We start from the raw sequence: 23,913 nt of genomic DNA on the forward strand, positions 1-23,913 counted from the left end.
ACTTTTGATGAAGGCATAGCAGGAGGTACACCAGTAGCTACCTTGACTGCTGATGATGTAGACAGTGGAGACAGTCATACGTTCACACTTGCTATTGGGGATGGCTCCAATGATGCAGATAATTCCAAGTTCTTAATTGACGGAGATCAGCTGGTAATCAAATCATCACCAAATTTTGAGACTCAGGATACTTACAATATTTACTTGTCGGCCTCAGATTCAGAAGGAAGTGCGGAAGCTGCATTTGTGCTTACAGTCAACAACCTTAACTCTGCCCCAACAGGTATCCAACTGTCAAGCACCACTTTTGATGAAGGCATAGCAGGAGGTACACCAGTAGCTACCTTGACTGCTGATGATGTAGACAGTGGAGACAGTCATACGTTCACACTTGCTATTGGGGATGGCTCCAATGATGCAGATAATTCCAAGTTCTTAATTGATGGAGATCAACTGGTAATCAAATCATCACCGAATTTTGATACACAATCGAGTTACAACATCTATTTAAGAGCTGCTGATTCAGAAGGTAGCATTTCACAAGCTTTTGTTATAACTGTTAATAATACCAATGAGCTGCCTTCTGCGATTAATCTTTCAACAACATCATTGGGTGAGGATACACCTGCAGGTTCTGTTGTAGCTATTATTGATGCAATCGATGTGAACACTGCAGATGAACATGAATTTAGGTTGGTCAGTGGTGATGGAACGAATGATATAGATAATGGTAAATTTTTGATTGAATACGATCAATTAATTATCAAGCAAAGTTCACGTTTTGAAACACAGGCAAGCTATAATATTTATTTAAGAGCTTCAGATTCTGAAGGCAGTATTGAACAGGCTTTTGTAATTGATGTGGTTGATGTCAATCAGGCGCCAACTGCAATTTCCCTTTCCGTCACATCACTTGATGAGAGTCTATCACCAGGATCTACAGCAGCGACAATTTCCGCGACGGACCCAAATGCTGAAGACATGCATACGTTCGCACTCATTGATGGCGATGGTACAAATGATGAACATAATGATCTTTTTGTAATTACTAGGGATCAATTGATATTGATTGGGCAGATTGAGTTTGATGATTTACAATCAATTAATATTAACCTTCAGGTAAGTGATGGTGAAGAAGAGTTCACTCAATCCTTTGCGTTAACAGTCAATGAAGTCTTAGGACTTAATGATGAAGCAGTAAATGCGCTCGGTGTTTATCCGAATCCCGGATATGATAGATTTCAAATCAATATACAAAATGATTTCAGAGGAGAAATGATAATTCGGGTATCTGATCTTTTAGGTAGAATCATTCAAGAGGTTTATAACTCGAAACAATCTGAAGAGTTCAGCTGTGATATTGATATGTCTTCAGCCGATACAGGTATTTACATCATTGAAGTGATCACGAGCAGGGAGATTATTTCTCAGCGATGGATCAAGAAGTAATTTCATGAAATATAGCAGAGAAAGGGATTGGCAACAATCCCTTTTTTATTGCTTCTTAAAGAATGTCTGCAATTTCATCTCTGCTTCTTTGCCCGAAGGATAGGCTGGGGAAAGTGAGGGCTGTCCTGGCATATTTTCGATATGAAGTGTTTGTGTTGGAAACGCAAAGTTGACCCCAAGTTCTCTACCTAGTTTCATTATTTGCATCAATATTTCATGTCTGCACTGGAGTTCCTCAGCCCATGTTGGTACGCTAAAGAAGATATAAAACATGATGTTCAATGAACTGGAGGCCATCTCATTGAAATATACATGGTAGTTATCTTTCCATGTTTTAGGATGAGCTTCTACAATATCCCTCAGACCTTTCACAAATACTTCAATCATTTCAGGTGGTGTATCATAGGTAATTGAGATTTGAGAATAGAACCTTCTATACTTCCTAAGGCCATGATTATCGATGGTGTTATCGGCTAACTTACTGTTAGGAACATAGATTACAGAATTTCTGAATGTCCGGATTCTTGAAGATCGAAATCCAACTTCCTCAACTGTTCCATCTACATCATTTGAAGTGATCCAATCACCCACTTGAAAGGGTTTGTCTATAAATATCATCACAGACCCAAAGAAGTTTTTAATAGTATCCTGAGCGGCTAAAGCAAAGGCCAAACCTCCAATGGAAAGCCCTGTCAGTAATGGTAGAATCGGAACATCCAGATTGTCCAGGATAAGAAGAGTGCCAATAATGATGACAAAAGTTTTAAGCGTTTTTCTCAGCAGAGGAACTAGCTGATCGTCCAGTGTACTCTCAGTAGTCTGAGCCATTCGCATAAGAAAAATGCTGAAGATATTAACCAGACGATATGAAATGATGGTACCGAAAAGTGGCAGCATCACACGTAGAATGATGTTCACATATTTGGAATAGGTGACAGGAAGCTGTAACGCCGGAATAAACAGAATCAATAGCAGGACAATGATGAAAACACTTGTTGGCCGTGCCAACTGCCATAAATACTTTTCTGAAGCATCACCGGAATAACCGAATCGCTTGACAATTCGACTGAAGATTCGCTCTGTGAAAAAAGAAAATACCTTGTATACCAGCGTGCTGATCAGGGCTAAAATGAAAATAGCAATGTATTGATAGGTGTATAATCCTAAGGTTTTTTTAGTGCCTAACTTAGGCAGCAATTTCAAAAGCTGCCCGGTCCCAAACCGAAAGGTTTCTTTATACAATTCATCTATGGTGTCAATACTTGAATCTGAAAAAATCCAGTCGTCATTGTCTGACTTTAAAAGGAATATTTTAGGATAATCATCCAATAGAACATACTTATTCTTATTGCTGACGGAATCAACATAGGTGTTGGATTTCGATATTTCATCCAGGTAGATATAGATACCTCTTCCATCGAGAACTCTTTTGAACTTTATTGCGGCATTTTCCGCTTCATTCTGCGAACGCTCTTTTGTTTTAAATGGTAAAGCAGCTAGTGAGTCATTTCTATTTTCAGGCTGTAAATTTTCCAGAAAAGTCTTAACGGATGCTCGGGGTGTGCTCAAGTCAACAAAGTTGTCTTGAGCATTGAGTGTAAGCAAGGAAAAAAATAATGTAACAATTAGAACAATTCTCATAGGTTAAGCTGTTTCATGCAAATGTAAACTTCATAGGCAATTACCTTTGCCGTCCATTTTGAAAAATAAAGAAACAACATGTCGAATCCGCTTTTATCTTCATTCGCAACCAAATACGAATTGCCTCCTTTTAGACAAATAAAAATCGACCATTTTGTTGAGGCTATAGAATCCGCTCTTAAGGAGGCCAAAGATGAAATAGATGCAATCATCAATAATCAGGCAGAACCAACTTTTGCCAATACGATAGAGGCACTGGAAAATAGTGGAGATAAACTTCAGCGGAATGCTTCAATCCTTTTCAATCTGAATTCTGCCGAAACATCCGAACAGATACAGAAAATCACACAGGATATTTCGCCCAAGCTCTCTGCTTTTAATAGTGAAGTGAAGCAAAATGAACAGCTGTTTGCTCGTGTAAAGAAAATCTATGATAATAAGGATGATCTGAGATTGAATGGGGAGCAAAAGAAACTGCTCCACGAGACATATTTCGATTTTGTACGGAGAGGAGTAGAACTTGAAGGGGAGAAAAAGGATCGATTCAAAGAGATCAGTATTGAGCTTTCTAAACTTTCCCTTTCATTCTCAGAAAATTTACTTGCGGAAACCAATAGCTATAAGCTTGTGATTGAAAACGAGTCAGATCTGGCCGGACTTCCAGCCGATCTTATCGGAAGAGCCAGTGAACTGGCATCAAAACGTGGAAAAGATGGTTGTTGGATTTTTACTCTACAAGCTCCGAGTTATATCCCTTTTATGGAATATGCTGATAACAGAGAGCTCCGTGAGAAAATGTATAAGGCATTCATGACCAAGTGTTTCAAAGGAGATAAAAGGGATAATCAAGAGTTGGTTTTGAAAACAATCCGGCTTAAGGCTGAATTAGCTTCGCTTCTAGGATATCCTTCTTTTGGTCATTACGTTTTGGAGCAACGCATGGCTGAATCACCCGATAAGGTCATGGAATTTGTGGATGACCTGATGAAAAAAAGCTTACCGAAAGCAAAAGAGGAAGTCGAGGAAATTCAATCTTACATTCAGACAAAAGGAGATGATATAGAGCTACAGCGTTGGGATTGGGCATATTATTCAGAGAAACTGAGAAAAGAAAAATATGAACTCGACGATGAGTTAGTTAAGCCATACTTCAAATTAGAAAACGTAATTGAAGGGGTATTTACTACCGCTGAAAAGTTATACGGAATCTCATTTCGTCAAAATGAAGAACTTGAAGTGTATCACGAAGACGTTAAGGCTTATGAAGTCATAAATGAAAAAGGAGAGGTGGTTTCAGTGTTTCTGGCAGACTTTTTCCCCAGAGACGGAAAGCGTGAAGGAGCCTGGATGACTTCTTACAGAAGTCAACGATATGACAATGGGAAAAGGATCATCCCTCAAGTAAGTATTGTCTGCAACTTCACACCTTCATCTACAAGTCATCCGTCTTTATTGAAGTTTAGAGAGGTAGAAACACTCTTTCACGAGTTTGGGCATGCCCTTCATGGAATGCTGGCTGACACACAATATCAAAGTCTTTCAGGAACCAGTGTCTATTGGGATTTCGTGGAGCTACCATCTCAGATCATGGAAAACTGGTGTTATGAGAAAGAATGTCTGGATTTGTTTGCTAAGCATTATAAAACCGGGGAGTTGATCCCGGCCGATTTAGTAGATCGAATTAAAAAATCTTCAACCTATCATGAAGCCTATGCCACTGTAAGACAGCTAAGTTTTGCTTTGTTGGACATGGCATGGCATAGTTTATCCCCGACAGAGGCTGCTGCAATCAAAAGTGTAGGAGACTTTGAAGATCAGGCATTTTCATCTACGGAGCTTTTTCCAATAGTAGAGGGAACCAACATGAGTGTACAATTCGGACACATTTTCTCTGGTGGATATGCGGCAGGGTACTATAGCTATAAATGGGCTGAAGTTTTGGATGCGGATTCCTTTTCTGTGTTTCAAAAGAATGGGGTATTTGATAAGGCAACAGCCACCTCGTTCAAGGAAAATATTTTGAGTAAAGGTGGCACTGAGCACCCAATGGAACTTTACAAGAAATTCAGAGGACAGGAACCAACTCCGGATGCATTATTGAAGCGTGCCGGCTTGGCTTAAGCCTGAAGGTATTCAATTTCTGACTGGAGACTTTTATTATTTGCTTCTAGATCTTTCTTAAGGTTATCTATCAGTAAGGAAAGCTCTGTGTTGAGTTTTTTGACTTCCTCTTGTTTTTCAGGCCTGCCTCCGAAAACACGATCTTTTTCAGATGGAGAAAGCATGCGACCAAAGTAGTTCATATCCGTAGAGAGTTTGGTCAATAGAGCAGAAACTTTAGGTAAAAGCGAAATAACTTTGTTATGAGGAACTGAGAGATCAGTTTCAGGCATGTGGTAGATCATGGCGTTTATTTCAGAATCCTTAAGCTCGATTTTATCATGTGAGTCGGATCTTAAAGACTTTAATAATCGGGATAATGCTTTGAGATTTCCGTTGGTATGTTGATCTTTTGCATTGATCCTGGCAATATTGAGAAATGGTAAATACTTCTTTACTTTCTTGTTTTTGAAATCAAACTCGGCAATACCACGATAAATTTCATTTTTAGTCTTGGCGTATTCAGCACTGTTTATCCACATGGATGGCAGTACATCTATCTCGCAAGTAGGCTTTTGTGCCGTAACACGTATTCGGGTTTTATCGCTGTAGTCCACTGATTTAAAAGTAGGATCTCGTCGCAGGACATCAAGGATATCCATAGCCAGGGTTTGCATATCCTGATGTGGTTTTCCTGAAACATTTTTCTTGATAACGATGATTTCTACATCTCCATAAAGTAAGATGTTAGAATAAGTTTTCAGAGCACCCTGATATCTGTAATCCACATCATATCCTTTCTTTTTTAAGGACCTACTAATGATTTCGTGAATTCTTCTGGAGTTGGCATACACTTTATATGCATAGGAAGGGTCTATTTCAACCATTGACTCCAGTGTGTACCGCAAACAATCGGAATATCCTGATTGATGAAATGCTTCTGAAAGCACCGGCTCCCGAAGCGCTTCATCATACCTTCTTCCTTTTAGATTTTCAACTAATAGGCTGTAGTCGTGTTCCATCGAGTGCCAAAATAATCAATTATATACACATGAATTGTATTTTTAGAAGATTATCGGCCGGAAGTGAATATATTAGGATTAATAATTGGGCGCTTTTAATGTGCTTTTAATGTTCAAAAATGTCTCTTTACTGCCCTGATTAGGTATTTACACCTAAGGGATTATTCGACGTATATGCACTAAGACAATTTTGAAGGAAACAAAGAATTTTTTAGTTTTTGTAAAATAAATCATGGGTCACAGATAGTTAAATAAAAAAAATTGAGCTACTATTGTGGTCTTATGATTCTATTCGCTGAGATTGTTAATACCACGCCCTCACGCATCCGAGGGTAACCCCAAGGCTGGGTATCTCAAACTATCCGTTTCTTTTTAATAAAATTTTCTGATGCTGCACCAGCAATGGCGGCAGTCTAACACATTTAATTTCATTTAGAAATGACGAAAGAATCATTCTCTATTACCAGAGTTTTTAAACTCTTTATTTCCGCCCTTCGGGGAAAGGAAACAGAATTCACGACCGGTAGTATCAACAAAGCAATTGTGCTATTATCAATTCCGATCATTGCTGAAATGACGGGAGAGGCATTGTTTGCACTTATTGATATGATTTACGTGTCCAGAGTGAGTGTCAATGCTGTCGCTACTATAGGCTTGACCGAGGCACCTCTGATGATCATTTTTTCGCTTGCGATTGGTCTCAGTATGGCCGCAACTGCCATAGTGGCCAGGAGAGTAGGCGAGAAGGAGTACGAAAGAGCGGCAAATGCAGCATTTCAAGCGATTATAATTGCCATTGTTATTGGTATCGTCCTTGGGATTTTCGGTTATCTGTATGCAGCTGAAATCCTTCATCTGATGGGTGGTGACATCAGCCTGATTGAAGAAGGAGTGGGCTATACGCAGGTGATGTATGGAGGCAATATCAGCATCGTTTTGATATTTCTGATAAATGGAATTTTTCGTGGTGCAGGAAATGCTTCCATTGCTATGAAGTCTCTTTTATTGGCAAATGGCCTTAATATTATCCTTGATCCTATTTTCATCTTTGGTTGGGGCTTTATTCCGGCTTACGGAGTGGAAGGAGCTGCTATTGCCACTACGATAGGTAGATCATGTGGAGTAGTTTACCAGATTTTCTATTTATTCAATGGAAAGTCCCTGATTAAGATAGGAGTGGCCAATTTTGTGGTAAAATGGAAGACGATCAAGGAGATTATAGTTATCTCCGCGGGTGGAATTGGACAGTTTTTGGTTGAAACCTTAAGCTGGCTATTCCTTGTGAGAATCGTGAGTGAATTTGGCAAGGAAGCGATGGCCGGCTATCAAATAGCCTTTAGGGTAATCTACTTTACGCTTTTGCCCTCCTGGGGGATGGCGAATGCGGCCGCTACTTTGGTAGGTCAGAACCTGGGAGCTCTTAAACCTGACAGAGCTGAAAAGTCTGTATGGGTGACAGCAAAGTGGAATGCCATGTTTTTGATTCTCATCACTGTCCTTTTTTCACTGTTTTCAACAGAAGTGTTGTCAATATTTGACCAGCCAAAAGCAGTGATTGATATCGGTTCTGATGCCTTGAAAATCATCTGCGTCGGCTATGTGTTTTTCGCCTATGGAATGGTCGTAGGGCAGGGATTTAATGGAGCCGGTGATACCAAAACACCGATGTATATAAGTATTGTAGTGTTCTGGTTAATCCAAATCCCATTATCCTATTTCCTCTCCTTCAATATGGGATGGGAGACGAACGGAGTATTCTTTTGTATTGCTTTCTGCCATAGCTTATATGCTTTGGTTGCAATAGTTATTTTCAAAAGAGGTAATTGGAAAACGGTTAAAGTGTAGGCATATGAGGAAAATCATTTACTATGTGGCTACATCTTTAGACGGCTTCATAGCCGGCAAAGATGATGACATCAGCATGTTTGCAATGGATGGCGAAGGTGTGGAGCAATACCTCTATGATCTGGAGTCTTTTGATACGGTGATCATGGGTAGGAAGACCTATGAGTTTGGCTATCAATTTGGTTTGAAGCCGGGACAACCGGCCTATCCCCATATGGAACACTTTATTTTTTCTGAAAATCTTGAATTGGATAACCCAAGTGAGCAGGTAAAAGTGGTACCCAAACAGTGTGAAATACTAAGGGAATTGAAAAGTCAGATTGGTAGCGAGATATATTTGTGTGGTGGGGGCATGTTTGCCGGATGGCTGATGAAAAATGGAATGATTGACGTGCTCAAGTTAAAGGTCAATCCAATAGTTTTGGGAGAGGGGACTCGATTGTTTGGTGATTATGCTGTCAAGAATAAGTTGAACCTCACTCATAATCAATCTTTTGATGATGGATTGCAAATAATGACTTATGAAGTAATCAATAGTTAAAAGTGTATAGTTCCAGGTTTGACCCCCATGTAGTGAAAACCTGGAACTCTCTTTTTGCCGCTGAATAGATAAGACTTACTTCATTTGCTGAATTAAGTGGATTACCGGTCACCAGATTACCGGATTTATCATATATGTAAAGGGCCTTGTTTGGCTTATCAGTAAATATCACTAAATCCTTACCGGCACCAAATTGATAGTATTGAACTAAAATTGGTCCCTCTGAAAGGTAATTTTTCTTAAACAGCAGATTACCTGTATCATCCAAAACTTCATAGCTGTTTCCCTCATTTCTTACAATGATAAAGGAGTCATTTCCAGTGTCAGGAACCAGCTGGAAACGTGCATCTGCACTGGTTTTGATTAGCTGATCTCGCTTGATTACATCACCCTCCAGGTTTAGCTCAGTTAGCTCTCCACCTTCAGAAATGACTGTGAGCGATGAATTGCCCAGACCATTGGATTGCCGTAAAAAGTAGTTTTTGCTGACAGATTGTTTGGTGTCAAAAGGAAATCCTCGCATGTTTTCTCCTCTTCGATTCATCAGGTTGATTAAACCATTCACCTGGATGGAGATCATCACATCGGTTCTGCCTAGGCGTGAATGATTGAGAGGTAGTAGTGCCCCTCTGTTGAGTTTGCGTGGATTCCAGCCATCCAGCACTTTCAGATCTTTATCAGTGAGGTATACATTGCCATCTACATCTGTAATTGCCAGGCGATAGTTTCTACTTAAATCATAGTCGATCAGATTGAGGTGAGCAATTTTTGGTGATTTTGGCAGTGTTTTCGGGTAGCCCGGAATTGGATCTCCGGTGCGATCGATCATGTACACTTTTGAGGATGTTGCAAATAGATACTGGAGCTTTCCGTTTTTATAATAATCTATCGGAAAGATATCGCTGGTAATAGGCTCCTCTACATTTTCCGTCCATAGTGCATTTTGATTTGGGTCTAAATAATAGATCACATTCGTACTATCCTGCAGCACGATATCAAAATCACGGTGTGCATGCGTTCGAACAAGGTAAGGTTTGGTAGTGAGCTTACTCACAAATTGCACATCATTGGCCGGACTGGTTTTAGGAATACTAGCGGACCTCTTCATCGGCTGGGTGAATGTATAATTCGTAAAATATTTCCCATCTAAGTAGCTATACTGGAAAGCAGCTAGATCAATTGATTTATACGATGAAGCGTTTTGTTTGAAATGCTCTTCCCATTCAGGCTTCAGTGTTGTCAGCATATTGTTCCAAGCCCGTGGTATGTTTACAAATAAGCTCACATTGGCCGCATTGTTGGTTCGAGAGAAAAAATCATTCATCTGGATGGATTTACCCCAGGTATCTTCATTCAATATCGAGGTAATGAGATTTTTCAATTCCTGTAAGTCATTAGAGAAAATCAGGTAATTCCTGTAGCTGATGTAAAAGCACTGGTCAAATCCATCAGCTATATCACCCAGCAGGGTTGAAGGAAAGTCTCGAATAGGTAGAAAACGGATTTCATTGTCGCTATATGATTCCGTATAGACTGAATCACCTCTGGCAAGCGCTATTCTTTGTGTCAGCAGGCTGAAGAAATCTAACGATTCCTGAACGTTGTTCACTTCCAGGATCATTAATTTTTGCCTGTCTCGTACACGAGGAGATTCCAGCGAAGCAACCCCAATTTCATTATCCACCAAATCAAAAACCTGATCTACATTGAAGTCATACAATGATTTCAAAGAGTCCTGAAGACTTTTTACAGCTGGAAATTTTTTACGCAGGTAATTGATTTGTTCGGTTTTCCACGAGCCGATATTGACAGAGGTAATGTGATGAAAGTGAGAAGTATTTTCAGGCACTATTTCTACCATATCAAATGTGGCTGGTTGTTCTTTATGGGTGCCGATCCATCCCTCAGTAGCATTAGAAAAACCTGAGAGCTGTAAAAATGATGAGTCCAGCATTAGCCCATAATTCCCTGCAATCATTGGAAAATTGATGTTTTCAGTGATGAGCGCGCCCATTAAATCGCCGGATTTGGCATAGTTTACATAGATTGATAAAAGGCCTTCTGTACCGGTAGCATTGAGTTGATTAAACTTTTCTTTGAAAGACAGCATTTCTGAATCACTGATGGCACGAACGGCATCTTCCACCAGATAGGGGGTAAAGCTGGCGAGGAAGAAGTTTTTGTGAAAAATGAATGTCAGTGTTTTGCCTTCATTACTGATCTCACTGATTTTGAAATCATTGTAATTCCGGGTTCTGAATCGGTAACCGCTTTCCTGTAATCTTCCAATAGCAGCATTTGCAAAAGTGTTTTGCGAAATGTTTTGCAATTCAACAATGAACAGGAAATCCACTTCTGTGTTGGATACCTTGTGCATCGAAGCAATCGTTGGGGCATCATCAAAAATAGCTGTGAAGCCACCTTCACCGTTGATGGAGTCAAGAAAGCTCAATCCCTGTCTGAGATTTTTAAATCCTGTTGCCTGCTCGGGAATAGACCAAATAGGGAAGTTTCTCAGTACGTTGAGATCTTCCAGAAGCTTAGCTTCAAAAACAACAGCTGCATCTGCCGGCACGAAGCTCCAGTTGGTCAGGTTCGAATGTTTTACCCATTTTTCGTAGGTGAAGTACCCTGCACCGGCAAGGAGTAAGATGGATATGATAATTAAAACCTTTTTCAATACGGACGGTTGATTTGTCCCAAAAATAACCTAGATATTGAGCATTTAGTACGCGATTGAGTCTTTGTCTGTTATTTTTTCAATGAGCGGTTGTTCGAGGGCACAGCGAAATGCAATATATTAGCTTAATATGTCGGATTATAAAGAAATAGGATCATTTATTGATCGTACCTACAAGGTGGTAAGACAAGATTTGATCAACCGATTTAAAAGTGCGAAGGTGAATATTACACCTGAGCAATGGGTGATTCTTTCTAAGCTGGGAGAGAAGGACATGTTTCAGACCGACTTGGCGAGCTTCAGTTTCCGAGATAAACCTACTGTTTCAAGGATAGTGGATTTGCTCGTACAGAAGAAACTTGTAGAGCGTGTGCGGGACAAAATGGATGGACGGAAACATCACGTTCGCATTACACCCAAAGGGAACAACGTGATAAGGAAAGCCACACCGGCCGTTGAAGCTTCGCGTAAATTAGGTTGGACTAACCTATCAGAGAAAGAATACGAAACACTCATAGCTACACTAGACAAGATTTTCGCAAACTACAGTGAACATAATGGTACGAAGTAGCCATTAATCCTCCTTGTGCTTCCTGATCTGCATCCAGACATAAAGAGGGAGCCCCAATATCAACAGGATAAATCCCCAGTATACGATCTCAACTCCTGAGCCTGCTATTGCCCAAATGGAGAAAATAAAAGCCACTATGGCTAAAGATATCTTGAGCGCAAACCCTTTGGTGATTCCTTCTTTTTGGGCTGTTACGATTGCATAACTCACCGAGGTAAACAAATAAGCAAGCAAGGCAGTCATACTGGATAATAGCAGGACAAACTGAAAAGCCTTCACAAGCCCTTTCGAATAATTCATAAGGATCAGAATCGAAATCAAAAGACTTGAAATGATAAGGCTCAATGCCGGCACACCATTCTTGTTTTCTTTGGCGAAAATGGGAGGGAAGAGTTTATCCCTTGCTATCGCGGCAGGTATCTGTCCTTGCACCAATATCCACCCATTCAATGCCCCAAGGGTAGACACGATTGCTCCAAAGGCCACCAGGTTTTCTGCCCAGGGTCCCCAGATGATGGCCGCAGCATCCGAAAATGGAGCCTGAGAGTATTGCAACTCTTCTGCGGGTATGATTCCCAAAAGAGAGACGGTTCCCAAAATGTAAGCCACAGCCGTGATGGTCAGACCAAAATAAGTAGATCGTGGAATGGTGCGCGCCGGATTTTCTATATCCCCGGAAGGAATGGTCGCGCACTCTATGCCCATATAGGCAAAAAATGTAAGTGTAGCGGTGGCAGTAATGGCCCGAAGGTCAGACACTCCGCTGATGTTGAAAGAAGAGAAGTTCTCCACTTTCAGGTAGAAAAGTCCGAACGTACCAATAGCGATAAGCGGTGTGATTTTCATAATGCTGGTGATGAGTGAGAAAATTCCGGCTTCTCGCACTCCTTTGGTATTCAACCAGACGACACCCCAGACAATACTTAATCCGGTAGAAACGGCCAGAACACTATTGGTTTGTAAAGCAGGAAAGAATACCCCCAGATAACCGATCAGTGCGATCGCAATGGCTGCATTCGCACACCAGACAGAGGTCCAGTATCCCCACGCCACCAGGAATCCGGCAAAATCTCCCAAACCACTTCTGGAATAAACATAAGGGCCACCGGAGGTGCCCGGAAGCATCTTACTAAATTCAATGAAAACGAATGCCAGAGCAGCTGCTCCGAATGCCGAAATAACCCAGCCGATGATGCTGATACTCCCATACGATGCGAGTGTGGCCGGCAACAAAAAAATACCGGAACCGATCATATTGCCTACCACCAGGGATGAACTGGTCCAGAAGCCTAACTTTTTTCTACTCATCTATTTAACTGGTAAGGCGGTATTAAATTGGTATTTTTGAAAGATAGCCGAAATAAATGAGCACACCTAAGTATTCTATCCACCCGGACATTACCCAGGCAACAACACTGCCCGCTTCCTTTTATCAGGATGAAGCGACCTTTGAATTGATCAGGGAAAAAGTGTTTTATCAATCATGGCAATGGATTGGAGATGAAAATCTGGTGAAGCTTCCGAAGCAGACCAATCCGTTTATCATGCTGGATGGATACCTGACCGAACCCTTGGTACTCACCAAAGATGAGGAAGGCACTATTCATTGCCTGAGCAATGTGTGTACACATCGAGGTAATCTCGTGGCTCAGAACCCAGGAAGTCAGCGCAAACTCATGTGCATGTACCATGGTCGAAAGTTTGGACTGAATGGCGCATTTGAATCCATGCCTGAGTTTAAAGAGGCAAAGGATTTTCCACGAGAATGTGAGGATTTACACCGATTTGATACTGCGCAATGGGGTCCGATGTTGTTTGCTAACATGGGAGGTGAGGTTGATTTCAACAGAGTCATAGAAGAAATGAATCAGTATGTTGGCTTTCTTCCGTTGAATGAATTTGTGTTCAATGAAGTGCAATCCAAGGACTACCTGGTCAATGCCCATTGGGCACTGTATTGTGATAACTACCTGGAAGGATTTCACATTCCATTTGTGCATAGCGACCTGAATGAAGCACTCGATTATGGAAGCTATGAAACAATCCTTCACGATCAGTTCAATGTGCAGGTAGGCTATTCAGAAGGAGCAGAGAATACCTTTGATTTACCGTCGGGTCACATTCATGTCGGAAAGCGGGTGGCAGCTTATTACTTCTGGGTATATCCAAATATGATGTTCAATTTTTATCCGTGGGGGCTGTCCGTCAATATCGTTCGTCCGCTTTCACCTAATCAGACGAAAGTATCTTTTCTGTCTTATATCTATGATGAATCCAAGCTGCACAAGGGGGCAGGAGCGTTGCTGGACAAGGTAGAGCGGGAGGATGAATTTGTAGTAGAAGGTGTTCACAAAGGGCTAAAATCCCGATACTATCCCTCAGGAAGGTTTTCACCTAAGCGTGAGACGGGCGTACATCAGTTTCATAGTATGCTGGCTAAGAGTTTGGGGTAGTATTGAAAATCTCTTTTGATTATCCATGCGTCGCACTGCCTGCTCCCCGTGGGTAGCGAATGCTTTCAACCATTTCCTGCACGTCTTTGGGAGGAGCAGGATAAAACCGGGAAATGGTGAATGAGATTACAAAATTGACCAGCATAGCAACGGTTCCGAATCCTTCCGGGGAAATGCCAAACCACCAGTCTGCGGCTGTGCCACCACCGAACATTCCTAGTTTGTACTTCATCATGTAGAAAAGCATTAGCAGAATCCCAACAACCATGCCTGCCACTGCACCTTCTTTGTTCATGCGCTTATCAAAAATGCCCAGAATGATGGCGGGGAAGAAGGAAGCTGCGGCCAGTCCAAAAGCCAATGCTACCACGGCTGCTACAAAGCCCGGCGGATTGATGCCGAAGTAGCCCGCAATGCAAACGGCAATGACCGACCCGATTCGCGCCCACACCAGTTCACCCTTCTCCGAGATATCTGGCCTGATCTGCTTTTTGATCAGATCATGTGAAATACTAGCAGAGATTACCAGAAGTAGTCCCGCAGCTGTTGAAAGTGCAGCTGCCAGACCTCCGGCAGCTACCAGCCCAACCACCCAGTTGGGGAGCTTGGCGATTTCCGGATTTGCCAATACCATGATATCCCGATCTATTGTCAGCTCGTTTTTGTCCACATCGGCCAGGTACTGGATCTTGCCGTCGTTGTTTTTGTCTTCAAATACAATCAATCCGGTGGTCTCCCAATTAGAGAACCATTCCGGCATTTGGCTGTAGTCTTTTCCGGAGACGGTTTCAATCAGGTTGGTACGTGCAAAGGCTGCAATAGCAGGAGCAGTGGTGTACAGAATCGCGATGAAGATAAGCGCCCATCCCGCCGACATCCGAGCATCTTTTACTTTCTTAACCGTAAAGAATCGGACGATAACATGTGGCAATCCGGCCGTTCCAACCATCAGTGCAAGTGTTATAGCAAAGACGTCAATCATGGATTTTGATCCACTGGTATATTCAGCAAATCCCAATTCCTTATGAAGCCCATCCAGTTTGTCTAATAAGTAGGTGCCGTCAGATAAAGTGCTACCAAACCCTAGTTGAGGAATGATATTGTTGGTGAGCTGAAAAGAGATAAAGAAGGCCGGCACCATGAAGGCAAAGATCAGGATGCAGTATTGAGCTACCTGGGTATAGGTGATTCCCTTCATACCTCCAAGGGTGGCATAAAACAGCACGATGATCATCCCGATAAACACGCCGGTATTCACCGGTACCTCAAGGAAGCGGGCGAACACCACGCCCACACCTCGCATTTGTCCGGCTACATATGTGAAGGATACAATGATGGCGCAAACGACAGCAACCGTTCGTGCAATGTTGGAATAGTAGCGATCGCCGATAAAGTCCGGTACGGTGTATTTTCCGAATTTCCGCAAGTAGGGGGCAAGGAGCAATGCTAGTAGCACATAACCTCCGGTCCAGCCCATCAGGTATACAGCTCCATCATACCCCATGAAGCTGATGAGGCCGGCCATCGAAATGAACGAGGCAGCAGACATCCAGTCAGCGGCAGTGGCCATGCCATTAGCCAATGGAGATACACCTCCACCTGCCACGTAAAAATCGTTGGTGGAAGAAGCCCGTGACCAGATCGCGATGACGATATACATGGCGAAAGTGATTCCTACAAGTGTAAATGTCCAGCTTTGTACGTCCATGGGGTTGGCTATTTTTCGTCTACATCAAATTCCTTGTCCAGCTTGTTCATCAAGCGGACATACACGAGGATGAGGATCACAAAGACATAAATGGATCCCTGCTGTGCAAACCAGAATCCCAGTTTAAAACCACCCATTTTGATGGTGTTTAATTGATCAGCGAATAAGATACCTGCGCCATAGGAGGCCGCAAACCAGATAGAGAGAAGGACTAGGAGGTATTTCAGGTTTCTGGACCAGTATTTTTTGAGATCATGTTGCATAAGCTGCATTTGAGGTTAGCGTTCTTCAAGTTTAGCAAAATACGAAGAAAGTGGAGGTTTATTATATGCCTTGATGAGTGCTTTATAACGTCTAACTAAGCTCTGTCGGCTTAGTCTTTCAAATATCTCAAAAGTATCTGTTCTTACAGGTCTTTGCAAACAACTAAGTTAGCCAATGGAGCTTAGTACTGTTGGCAATTCGTTGTTATTGGGATAGTTGATTTATTACCTCTTCAATTTGGGTATTAAGTTCTTCAATCTGATTTTGGTATTCCTCAGAATCTTCTGAAATGGACTTATAAATAGCTTCATAGCTTTTAATTCTTAGCTCGCAGTATTCGATAAGCTTATGGTTTCGATCTTGTAGGTGTTGAGGGATGTCTAAAGAGTCAGTTCCTTTCAAAAGAGATATACTTTTTTCCCAGTTAGGTATTCCATTATCTCTTATCTCTATCAATAATTCATCATTTGAAACTTGCTGATTGTTGTATATGCTAAGTGCTTTTTCTTCAAGTGAAGCAAATTGCTCCATTCTCTTCTCATAAGTCATTATATCATTTGACGTAGTAGCTAGAACTATATAAGAAGGGTAAGAAACAAGAGCAATAAGCAATAATATAGTTGCTGTCTTTAGGACTTTTCTTTTGGGCTTTATTAAGCTAGGATAAAATGCATACCCAAAAATCAATCCGCTGGTTAATCCTCCTATATGAGCAGCGTTATCAATACCTTGGTGTTGTAATCCGTTTAATAGATTGTACCCAACAAAAACTATTATACTGGTTAGTATGGCTTTTCTGGCAGATTTTTCAATTAAGTTAGTTGTTAGCAATGCTAAAAACACTCCGTACATTCCAAAAATGGCACCAGAAGCACCTGCGCTTACTGTCAATTCATTCCAATGTAAACTAGCCACGCTACCGGCAATACCTGAAAGAATATATGCTGAGAAAAACCTTGCTTTCCCTAAATACGGTTCTAGAATCAACCCTATATAAATCAAGGCATACATATTCACTAAAAAGTGTAATATGCCAATGTGGATAAAGCAGCTACTTATTAGTCTCCACCATTGATTGTCAAGAGTTAAAGGTTTATAATTTGCTCCCCATTCTATTAAACTTTCAACATTAGGTAATAGAATATTTACACCTAATGCAATCATGAATATGAATACTAGGAGGTTTAAGCCGAGGAGACATGGTGTCACGAAATAACCTTCCCGTGCTTGAAAAATGGACAGAAATCCATTAATCTGTTGTTTTTTTGCTAAATGAGGTTGTCCAATTATGTCTTCATCTTTAGAAACGAATGATTGCTCAAGCTCATTGAACTTGCTATCAAGTTCATCAAGAGAATATTCATCCTTTATTGAGTTATAAGTGCTAATGAATCTTTCGATGTTCTTCCGGTTCTTACCCCAGTCGACAACTTGGCTGCCTGTACATTCACTTTTTATATTGATGTTGTGAAAGTCGATCTTGAATTGAACTTCTTCACTCCACGAACTCCAGGAAAATTTAGTGTAAGCTATAAATCCAGATTCACTTAAAAATCCTATATCCCAATTCAACTTCTTAGCAGCTTCAGTTGCTATTACGAAGGAGCGTTTTGGAGTAGTTCCCTCTACTTGAAAGTCTTGAATATGTTTGGGTGAAAATCCAAAAGCCATTCTCTATCGGTTAGGTTGTAATGATTGCCAACGTCTCGCTAAGCGGCGGTTTGTCCACTCTTAGCTTGAAAGCACTAAAAGTAACGAAGGTGCACCACCCCTCAAAAGCTATCTCGAAGAAAATGCGTTGTGAAAGATAAAGTCCAGAAGCAAGACAGTTGCTAAGGCTTCTCAATTTTCAGAAGGTGCACCGAAGTGGGACAGTTGCAAATCAGGTTGTGAATGGCACGCTGACAAATGCCGCTTAGCAACTGTTGGCGATAGTTACTTTAGTTTTCCTCTCCAAATTAGAATTGAGAATGACAAGAAAAGTAGAAATCCAGCACTTCCAATGGTTGTTATGGCTATACTTTTTTCTTTGAAATCTGAGTGTTGGATAATTGTGATGTCGTTAGAAATTAATTCAACTATGTCGTAATCGGCATGAGTTACTTTAATGGTATTTTGCTGGTTCTTATCTAGTAATGAGAGAATTCTTGAGTAGTCTTGATCTTTCCTATAAAATTCAAATTTTAGTTTAGGGTTAATAGTTTCAAGAAAGAAGACCTGACTAGTCCATCTTCGTGTAAAAACTGAAGTTTTGGTTACAGAGTCTACATAGTAACTATCAACTGTACATTCAACCGTATCAAATTGGCTTGTTAGTTGGACAATACCTTTAATTGCTAAAGCTAGAAGTAAGCAGGAAAGACCAAAAGTGATTAGGGAACCTATGATTCTCTTCATTGGGTTAGTGTTAGTTAATTGTGATTACATTTTACTTTTCATCACAAGTTGGTAGCCTAATAGTTGAAATAGTATCAATGGGATGTACAGGAGTAATGTCTTATCAAAGCCATTAAATGAGATGTATGGAATCATTATTAGACCAAGAATTACTAATATGAAAGTGTTAATACGATATGCAATTGCTAACCAGCCACGGCGTTTCCAGACTTCCCAACTGTCTATTTGTTCAGCAGTTGTATGAGTCTGTAAAAAGTTAATGAATTCAGTAGCGTCCTTCTTCAGCAGTTTAGCTGTTCCAATCGGGATCTGACGTTGGTCAGTTTGGAGTTCTTTAAGTAAAGTTTGTTCGTTGATAACAAGTGTTCGAATGTCACCGAGTTGGACTGGTTCAATTGGTTTATAGTTAAAAAGCAACTTGTTATGCCAGTCGAATTTCAAGGTCTGATTCTCAACTTTTACAGTTAAGCGACCAATGGAAATGTAAAACAAGCTTATTCCAACCAAAGCTATAATCGAAATGCCAATAATCCAGTTTAGGGGGTGTATAGCTCTCAAAAAGAGAATTGAAAAGAATGCAGAAAGTACCATCATTGGCATAGTGAAAATCACCAGTAGAATTCGACTTTGTCTAAAAATTGTCAGTTGAAACTCTTGCATTCGATCTGGCACCAATTATCGCCAACATTAATGTAACGCGCACTGTGCGTGTTATTTATCTTATGTATTCTGAGTAATAATTTTACTTAACTCATTGAAAATCAGTTATAAAAACGACAATTAAATGCTTGTAGTCGATTAATGTCGTGTATAACCGCCATTCGCAATTTCAAATATACCTTTTCAAGTGTTAACCATAAAATAGGAACCCTTCAGATAAGCAAATCGATATTAAACTAGTCACTTGCCTTCACACACCTCACGGAAAACGCATAGGTGGGATGCTGCGCCGCTTTACGTACGCTATTTTTTCCTTTTTCCAGGATATATGTCCAGATAAAATGCTCTTCTTCCTTTGATGACGACCAAAAAAGGGTGTTCTCCCCAAAATTATTCGGATGTTCCTGATTATTACCTATTCCAGAAGGTCTTGCAGAAAATTGGGTGCTGTTGGTGTTTTGCTCTTCATCCCAAAATCCAGTGTCTTTGTAATTGCCGGCATTGGTATTCCCAGAAAAGTCGAAAAGCGTTTCCCATTCTTCGTTTGTCGGCAGCCGCCACCCTTCAGGACATACCTTACAAGCATTCTCAAAATCATACAGTAATCCGTAGGTTTCAATGTTGTCTGCATCTCCATTGGGAAAAAAGTAGGGGATCTCATTTCCCTCCCGATCATGTGTCACTTTCAGGTTCTCTGCCATCCAGCTAGTACCGCCCACCTGGATAGTGTCATATTGATTTCCATCCATGTCCACCAACCCCTCATTGGCTGGCTGGCAGCTGATCAACACGGCAAGCAAAAGAATGGATGTAGCATGGACGAGATTCATAAACTGTCAATTTGGTGAGACATTCTGCTTATATACGGGCTGAATTTGAAAGCGTTTGTAAAAGTTTTGGAGAAACTAGCACTTCTACCCTACAGATAAGTTCCTCAGTCCTTTCTTATGGTTTCATATTGTCCGGGATTTATTGCAATAGGGGAAGGAAATCCTTTTCCCAAAACCTTCATATTATCGTCATTCAATCCTTCAGCATTATCAAACCCACTATTAACGGCATTGTTAAATGATTCACGTGAATCCCAGACAACTATATTAACAAAATTGAAAGTGTTGTCCGGATTAATCGATTTATAAAATGTGGAGCTTACAAATCCCGATTTGGTTTTAAAATACTTGATATATGTATCTCTAACATTAATCGCCATTTCTTCGTGTCCACTGGGCACTTGAATGGAATTGATTACGCTTACTTCTTTCATTTGGTATTCTCTTGGGGTGGTAACTATGTTTTACAATGTGGTACACCTATTTTCACTCACAATTGACACACCGAACCATAAATCTTCGTAATTTTTTTTCTTGATTCGGCTTCAAGTGATGTTTGTGACGATGTATTCTGATTCTAATGTCTCCATCAAAATGAACATGCGTCCTTTCTGGTTCATCTCGTTGAGGCTCCAATACCCAAAAATGTTATAGTTTTCTCCTTGTCCGTTAGGTACGTAGAATTTTGAATCCATTGTTTAGTTTAATTGAGTATAATGTCCGGCTAGTGTGTATATGTCCACAGCTCGTTGGGTTAAAACTAGCGAACCTATCCCACACCAACAATCACTCCATAGAACGGTGCTTTACTCTGGACATAACGCCACAAACTGAGACGTTAAATAGAAAGATAAGGAAATGCAGAAGGGAAGGTGATCGGATTATTGTGGAATAAAAAGACTGCTAGATGTTATTTTGTTGGATTGAGCACGCGTTGCAAACGCCTCGCAAACTAGGCGTCATTCCGGCCTTGAGCCGGAATCTTCCTTACCACAGTCAATACCACTTATTTATCCATCCTCGTTGCAAACGAGGACGAGTTGAGGATGTATATTTAAATTACTTACTTTCAAATGATCCTAATCCTGACAGTTAGTTTTAAAAAAGTATTATTTTAATCTAAAAGAAGGCATTGAATATAAGTGAATATCTGACCGGAAAATAGTATGAAGCAATACCTGAATCAATTATTCTTTGGATGTATAGCATTTCTCTCCATTCATGGGGTACTTGGGCAAATAGCTCCCCCCGGAAAGGATGTAGTCAAAATAGCTGAAAAACGTCAGATTCAAAGTTCTGTGATGGATTCTGAGATACAATACTATGCCTATCTGCCAAATCTATATCAAGCTGATTCACTGAAGGAATTTCCAGTGGTGTATTGGTTGCATGGAAGCGGTGGCTGGCCACCTGGTGCGATTGATATGTTATCGAAGCGATTTGATTCGGCTATAAAAGGGAATAAAATACCCGCCCTATTGGTCATCTTTCTTGACGATAACAAACGAGAAAGTATGTGGATTGACTGGAAAGATGGTAGTGTACTTATGGAAACGGTCATTATCAATGAATTAGTCCCACATATTGATACTACCTTCCGAACTATCAATTCTCCAAAGGGGCGCATTCTGGAGGGCGGTAGCATGGGTGGGTATGGTGCTGCAAGGTTTGGATTTAAATACCCGAATTTATTTGGAGCAATTTCGATGCTTAATCCCGGTCCACTCCAGGAGGTTTTGATACCAAAAGAAGCGCCACTAGCAGGTGAAGTAAAGGCGCAAGCTACACTTGACCGTGTTTACGGAGGTGACATTGACTACTTCCGTACAAATAGTCCATGGGTTTTAGCTGAGCAGAATGTCGATGCAATTCGTAATCAAGTCAAAATTCGAATGATCCTTGGCGAAATGGATCCCAGCTTATCGAACAACCAACAATTTTCACAACACTTGATGGAGTTAAAGATTCCACATACAATGACATTAGTGCCAAATGCTGGCCATTCACCTAAAGAAATGTTTACCAATTTAGGGGAAAGCTACTGGGAGTTCTTTAGTCAATTCTTAGCAGAGTGAGATAAGCACGCGTTTCAAACACTCGCAAGCTGAGGTTTAGTAAATTAAGCGTTAATTCCTCCTGGTCAGGGTTCAAAAAAGTTACGTGTTCGTTTAATTGTTGAATCTGAGTTAAACTCAACCTCAAAACTGCTAAAGACAATGAAAAAAATATCACCTTTTTGAATCAGTTCATAATCTGCTTCATCGAGTTCGCTGGTTAGCTTGTTAAAGTCATAATGCTGTTCAACTAATTTTCTCAATATATCAATATCTTTTTCTTGATAATCATATGACTCTCTTAGATATGTGATAGATACACCACTGTCTAGAAGTTGGTACATCCAGTAAATGTTGGTCACAACAAGAAGAATGAAACTTATCCAAAATAGTTTTTTCCACATGTTTATGAATAGTTAGAACGACCCAATGGTCTGTAATAATTTATGCATCTCTATCGCGATATACACTTTTCAAATATACCTCTTTCAACCATTATCCATAAAAAAAGGAACCCTCTCAGGTTCCTTCTTCAGCGTGATTAGTAGTGAGTGATATTTATAGTGTGCCTCGCAGCTCTTGCTCTTTTTCAAGGGCCTCAAACAAGGCTTTGAAGTTTCCTTTTCCGAAAGAGGTAGCCCCTTTTCGCTGGATGATCTCAAAGAACATTGTTGGTCGAGCCTGTACCGTCTTTGTGAAAATCTGTAGGAGATAGCCTTCATCATCGCGATCTACCAGGATACCCAAAGGTCGCAGTGCTTCAATGTCTTCATCTATTTCACCTACTCGCTCTGCCAATGCATCGTAGTACGTATCTGGCACTTTCAGGAATTCTATCCCTCTGTTTTTAAGGTCAGTTACGGTCTGGATAATGTTATCGGTTGCGACTGCAATGTGCTGAACACCTGCACCTTCGTAAAACTCCAGGTATTCATCTACCTGTGATTTTTTCAATCCGGCTGCCGGTTCGTTGATCGGGAATTTGATTCTTCCATTGCCATTACTCATCACCTTACTCATGAGGGCGGTGTACTTGGTAGAAATGTCTTTATCATCGAATGACATGATCTGCTTAAAGCCCATCACTTCTTCGTAGAACTTCACATACTTATCCATGTCGCCCAGCTCCACATTGCCCACCATGTGGTCCACATACTTAAGTCCAACAGGCTCAGGGTTGTACTCGGTATTCCATTCGCGGTAGCCCGGAAGGAAGATGCCATAGTAATCATTTCGTTCAATGAAGATGTGTACCACTTCACCATAGGTATGGATGCCGGATTGCACCACTTTACCATGCTTGTCTTCGATGGTGTTCGGCTCCATGAATGATTTAGCGCCTCGCTTTACAGCTTCATTGTATGCATGTGTGGCATCATCCACCCATAGCGCGGTTACTTTCACGCCATCTCCATGCTTATCGATGTGCTCACCGATGATTGTTCCACTTCGAAGAGGAGAGGTTAGCACCAGTCTGATCTTGTCCTGGACAACCACATATGATTCCCGGTCTTTGATGCCTGTTTCCAGACCTGCATATGCCAGAGCCTTAAAACCAAAAGCAGAACGATAGAAATGAGCGGCCTGCTTGGCATTGCTCACATACAATTCCAAATAGTCCGTGCCATTGATTGGCATGAAGTCCTGCGCTTCCTGTGTTTTTTCTGCTGTTGCTGTAGTTTCCATGACTAATGTCTT

21 protein-coding genes are annotated in these 23,913 nt (G+C 40.9%); 7 read left to right on the forward strand and 14 right to left on the reverse strand.

What is annotated here, in order from left to right; genetic code table 11:
* A partial coding sequence (locus RIC88_RS01810; protein WP_350215716.1) for a T9SS type A sorting domain-containing protein occupies nucleotides 1-1,449 on the forward strand: 1,449 nt, incomplete at its 5' end.
* 45 nt (nucleotides 1,450-1,494) lie between these two features.
* Here RIC88_RS01810 and RIC88_RS01815 read toward each other — a convergent pair.
* Nucleotides 1,495-3,090, reverse strand: a complete 1,596-nt coding sequence (locus RIC88_RS01815; protein ID WP_350215717.1) for a mechanosensitive ion channel family protein — start codon at nucleotides 3,088-3,090, stop codon at nucleotides 1,495-1,497.
* 78 nt (nucleotides 3,091-3,168) lie between these two features.
* Between RIC88_RS01815 and RIC88_RS01820 the strand changes: the two genes are divergently transcribed.
* A complete protein-coding gene (locus tag RIC88_RS01820) occupies nucleotides 3,169-5,211 on the forward strand; it encodes a M3 family metallopeptidase (protein WP_350215718.1) in 2,043 nt (680 codons plus the stop codon).
* On the opposite strand, the gene RIC88_RS01825 is transcribed toward RIC88_RS01820, so the two are convergent.
* Entirely contained in the window at nucleotides 5,208-6,212 is a 1,005-nt protein-coding gene (locus RIC88_RS01825) for a nucleotidyltransferase-like protein (protein ID WP_350215719.1), read from the reverse strand. The two genes, RIC88_RS01820 and RIC88_RS01825, sit on opposite strands and share 4 nt — an antisense overlap.
* Before the next feature lie 438 nt (nucleotides 6,213-6,650).
* Here RIC88_RS01825 and RIC88_RS01830 point away from each other — a divergent pair, with 438 nt between their 5' ends.
* Complete coding sequence (locus RIC88_RS01830; RefSeq protein WP_350215720.1) at nucleotides 6,651-8,057, forward strand: MATE family efflux transporter; 1,407 nt, start codon at nucleotides 6,651-6,653, stop codon at nucleotides 8,055-8,057.
* 4 nt (nucleotides 8,058-8,061) lie between these two features.
* Entirely contained in the window at nucleotides 8,062-8,598 is a 537-nt protein-coding gene (locus RIC88_RS01835; protein WP_350215721.1) for a dihydrofolate reductase family protein, read from the forward strand.
* On the opposite strand, the gene RIC88_RS01840 is transcribed toward RIC88_RS01835, so the two are convergent.
* Nucleotides 8,588-11,278 (reverse strand): hypothetical protein, encoded by a 2,691-nt coding sequence (locus RIC88_RS01840; RefSeq protein ID WP_350215722.1) that lies wholly within the window; start codon nucleotides 11,276-11,278, stop codon nucleotides 8,588-8,590. The genes RIC88_RS01835 and RIC88_RS01840 overlap by 11 nt on opposite strands.
* 130 nt (nucleotides 11,279-11,408) lie before the next feature.
* On the opposite strand from RIC88_RS01840, the gene RIC88_RS01845 reads away from it, so the two are divergent.
* A complete protein-coding gene (locus RIC88_RS01845; RefSeq protein WP_350215723.1) occupies nucleotides 11,409-11,849 on the forward strand; it encodes a MarR family winged helix-turn-helix transcriptional regulator in 441 nt (146 codons plus the stop codon).
* Between the two features lie 3 nt (nucleotides 11,850-11,852).
* Here the strand turns inward: RIC88_RS01845 and RIC88_RS01850 are convergent, their stop codons facing one another.
* Nucleotides 11,853-13,157 carry an amino acid permease gene (locus RIC88_RS01850; RefSeq protein WP_350215724.1) on the reverse strand — a complete coding sequence of 435 codons (1,305 nt, stop codon included), beginning with the start codon at nucleotides 13,155-13,157 and terminating at the stop codon, nucleotides 11,853-11,855.
* A gap of 56 nt (nucleotides 13,158-13,213) precedes the next feature.
* Between RIC88_RS01850 and RIC88_RS01855 the strand changes: the two genes are divergently transcribed.
* A complete protein-coding gene (locus tag RIC88_RS01855) occupies nucleotides 13,214-14,302 on the forward strand; it encodes an aromatic ring-hydroxylating oxygenase subunit alpha (protein ID WP_350215725.1) in 1,089 nt (362 codons plus the stop codon).
* A 19-nt stretch (nucleotides 14,303-14,321) separates the two neighbouring features.
* On the opposite strand, the gene RIC88_RS01860 is transcribed toward RIC88_RS01855, so the two are convergent.
* The 8 genes from RIC88_RS01860 to RIC88_RS01895 form a co-directional block, all read right to left on the reverse strand.
* Entirely contained in the window at nucleotides 14,322-16,010 is a 1,689-nt protein-coding gene (locus tag RIC88_RS01860; RefSeq protein WP_350215726.1) for a sodium:solute symporter family protein, read from the reverse strand.
* 8 nt (nucleotides 16,011-16,018) lie between these two features.
* On the reverse strand, nucleotides 16,019-16,273 hold the full coding sequence (locus tag RIC88_RS01865) for a DUF4212 domain-containing protein (protein WP_502879992.1): 255 nt from the start codon (nucleotides 16,271-16,273) through the stop codon (nucleotides 16,019-16,021).
* Nucleotides 16,274-16,478: 205 nt separating this feature from the next.
* Nucleotides 16,479-17,945, reverse strand: coding sequence for a rhomboid family intramembrane serine protease (locus tag RIC88_RS01870; protein ID WP_350215728.1), 1,467 nt, complete (start codon nucleotides 17,943-17,945; stop codon nucleotides 16,479-16,481).
* A gap of 264 nt (nucleotides 17,946-18,209) precedes the next feature.
* Nucleotides 18,210-18,671, reverse strand: a complete 462-nt coding sequence (locus tag RIC88_RS01875; protein WP_350215729.1) for a hypothetical protein — start codon at nucleotides 18,669-18,671, stop codon at nucleotides 18,210-18,212.
* Between the two features lie 24 nt (nucleotides 18,672-18,695).
* Nucleotides 18,696-19,331: a hypothetical protein gene (locus RIC88_RS01880; protein WP_350215730.1), complete on the reverse strand. Its 636-nt coding sequence runs from the start codon at nucleotides 19,329-19,331 to the stop codon at nucleotides 18,696-18,698.
* 236 nt (nucleotides 19,332-19,567) lie between these two features.
* The gene (locus RIC88_RS01885) at nucleotides 19,568-20,161 is read right to left on the reverse strand and encodes an FISUMP domain-containing protein (protein ID WP_350215731.1); all 594 of its coding nucleotides are present in this window, start codon (nucleotides 20,159-20,161) and stop codon (nucleotides 19,568-19,570) included.
* A 104-nt stretch (nucleotides 20,162-20,265) separates the two neighbouring features.
* On the reverse strand, nucleotides 20,266-20,595 hold the full coding sequence (locus tag RIC88_RS01890; RefSeq protein WP_350215732.1) for an antibiotic biosynthesis monooxygenase family protein: 330 nt from the start codon (nucleotides 20,593-20,595) through the stop codon (nucleotides 20,266-20,268).
* A 111-nt stretch (nucleotides 20,596-20,706) separates the two neighbouring features.
* Nucleotides 20,707-20,856 carry a hypothetical protein gene (locus RIC88_RS01895; RefSeq protein WP_350215733.1) on the reverse strand — a complete coding sequence of 50 codons (150 nt, stop codon included), beginning with the start codon at nucleotides 20,854-20,856 and terminating at the stop codon, nucleotides 20,707-20,709.
* A gap of 471 nt (nucleotides 20,857-21,327) precedes the next feature.
* Here RIC88_RS01895 and RIC88_RS01900 point away from each other — a divergent pair, with 471 nt between their 5' ends.
* Entirely contained in the window at nucleotides 21,328-22,236 is a 909-nt protein-coding gene (locus RIC88_RS01900) for an alpha/beta hydrolase (RefSeq protein WP_350215734.1), read from the forward strand.
* A gap of 65 nt (nucleotides 22,237-22,301) precedes the next feature.
* Here the strand turns inward: RIC88_RS01900 and RIC88_RS01905 are convergent, their stop codons facing one another.
* Both RIC88_RS01905 and hppD read right to left on the reverse strand, forming a co-directional pair.
* Nucleotides 22,302-22,619, reverse strand: coding sequence for a hypothetical protein (locus tag RIC88_RS01905; RefSeq protein WP_350215735.1), 318 nt, complete (start codon nucleotides 22,617-22,619; stop codon nucleotides 22,302-22,304).
* A gap of 154 nt (nucleotides 22,620-22,773) precedes the next feature.
* The gene (hppD, locus tag RIC88_RS01910; protein WP_350215736.1) at nucleotides 22,774-23,901 is read right to left on the reverse strand and encodes a 4-hydroxyphenylpyruvate dioxygenase; all 1,128 of its coding nucleotides are present in this window, start codon (nucleotides 23,899-23,901) and stop codon (nucleotides 22,774-22,776) included.
* Between the last annotated feature and the right edge of the window lie 12 nt (nucleotides 23,902-23,913).

This window comes from Ekhidna sp. (assembly GCF_040220215.1).
GTDB lineage: Bacteria > Bacteroidota > Bacteroidia > Cytophagales > Cyclobacteriaceae > Ekhidna.